The organism is Seonamhaeicola sp. NFXS20 (assembly GCF_049132085.1).
Taxonomy (GTDB): Bacteria; Bacteroidota; Bacteroidia; order Flavobacteriales; family Flavobacteriaceae; genus Seonamhaeicola.
The window spans coordinates 1-1,646 of record NZ_JAFMPU010000036.1 but is presented as its reverse complement, the minus strand read 5'-3'; the positions used below and the strand labels follow the sequence as shown (position 1 = coordinate 1,646).

General features: G+C 32.3%; 2 protein-coding genes. Both read left to right on the top strand.

Going from position 1 to position 1,646, the window contains the following annotated elements; translation table 11 throughout:
• Nucleotides 1-406: 406 nt before the first annotated feature.
• Nucleotides 407-742, top strand: a complete 336-nt coding sequence (locus tag J1D01_RS17350) for a hypothetical protein (protein WP_421151767.1) — start codon at nucleotides 407-409, stop codon at nucleotides 740-742.
• Between the two features lie 149 nt (nucleotides 743-891).
• Nucleotides 892-1,386, top strand: a complete 495-nt coding sequence (locus tag J1D01_RS17345; RefSeq protein ID WP_421151766.1) for a DMP19 family protein — start codon at nucleotides 892-894, stop codon at nucleotides 1,384-1,386.
• Nucleotides 1,387-1,646 lie beyond the last annotated feature (260 nt).

The window sequence follows — 1,646 nt, the reverse complement described above, 5'->3', positions numbered from 1 at the left end:
AATGCAATCAAATTATATAACTCTAAAAGATTACATTTATCTTTAGACTATAAAACACCTAATAACGTGCACCAAAATGCAGCTTAATTTTAATCAATAACCTGTAGACGTATTTTAGGACGAGACAGCTGAAAACCGAAGATAATTGAGAAAAACGATTTACATAATAGCTTTGATTTTATTAATAATCGGAATTCCTTTATTCGAATATGCAGCCTTAAATACAATGGTCAGTTTAAAATACGAAACCGAAGAATTGACTGATTGTATTTCTCTCATTTCTGGAATTAATTTATGTCGAGCAATTAAAACATTTCACGCTTTGGCAATACTTTGCGGACTGACTTTTATTGGACTTTTAATTTATCGCAAACGGATTTTAAAAATCCAATCTTAATCTTGAAAAATGGGATATAAAAAAGTATGCTTAGATTGTCGAAAAGCTTATAACAGACCAGCAGATTTAGAAAAGGCTCACACCTCGATTTGTCCTCAATGCGAAAAACCAATGACTGAATTATATCATTTGTTTAAACCACCAAAACAAACTGATATAAAAAAATGGAACGTTGTAAAGTTTTTGGTAGAAAATGGATTTAGATATTATCACATTTGGGAACAAACATTGAGAGATGAAAGTGGAAAAATATATGGATATCAGAATTACGCTAAATACCCAGAAACAATGAAAGACGCAAAAGAGTTTGTGGAAAAATATAAAGAGCAATCAATTAATGAATAAAAGCCAGTTGCCAACAATGTATAACCGCAATTACGGCGGATTCGACTACGTCCGAATCCACTCGGAATTGCTAACGCCAGTTCTTAACCGAAAATTATTAACTTTAATCCCGTAACTGACGGTTATACGAAACCGTTGGCAAACATTTGATGAAAACCCAAGAAACATTGACAAACGAAGAATTAATTGACTATGTCTATTGTGATATTGCTGGAAAATTCCTGAATAAAAGAATTAACGATTGGAGTCAAACCAAAAATTGGTACAATACGGTTTTTGAATTGTCAGAACCTGTAAGATTTACTTATTGCATCGGAGTTTTGAATATGCAAGTTATGAATGGAGGTTTCGAGCAATATTATGATAATGATTACGGAATTTTTGCGGAGGAAACTCTAAAAGGACTAAAAAAAATCGGAGCTGAATTGACTTACGAACTCTTGAAATCCTCGCTGGATATATTAAAAAAACATAAGAATTCGCAAACTGACTTGTTTGAATTTATAACTGAAAGTAAATATTGGAATAATAAGGAAATAGAACAAGTACTTGACCGATTAGATGACCAGTATTATAATCTCGAAGACAAAGAAAATCTGACTATTTTACTCGGGAATTATTTACGAAAATGTGAAATAAAATAAAAACGATTTGCCAACACCGTATAAAAAAAATTGCTAGTTTTAGCTAAACCAAAGTTTGTTGCTCGTTTGCTAGCTTCTGATTTTCCTTCGGAAAATCCTCGCATACAAACACGCAACTTTCCTTATACATAAACGTTGTGCCTAATTTGAGAAAATGATTGCCGAAATAAATAAAGCTTGGAATTGGAAAGGATTTAATGCGACCGAAATTGTTCGAACGAATGACTTTGGCAACGTGATTTTCAAAACGGACAAAAACG

What these genes read in the sequence shown, in the direction of transcription:
- J1D01_RS17350 (WP_421151767.1), top strand. Translation starts at nt 407, where the DNA reads ATGGGATATAAAAAAGTATGCTTAGATTGTCGAAAAGCTTATAACAGA.
- J1D01_RS17345 (WP_421151766.1), top strand. Translation starts at nt 892, where the DNA reads ATGAAAACCCAAGAAACATTGACAAACGAAGAATTAATTGACTATGTC.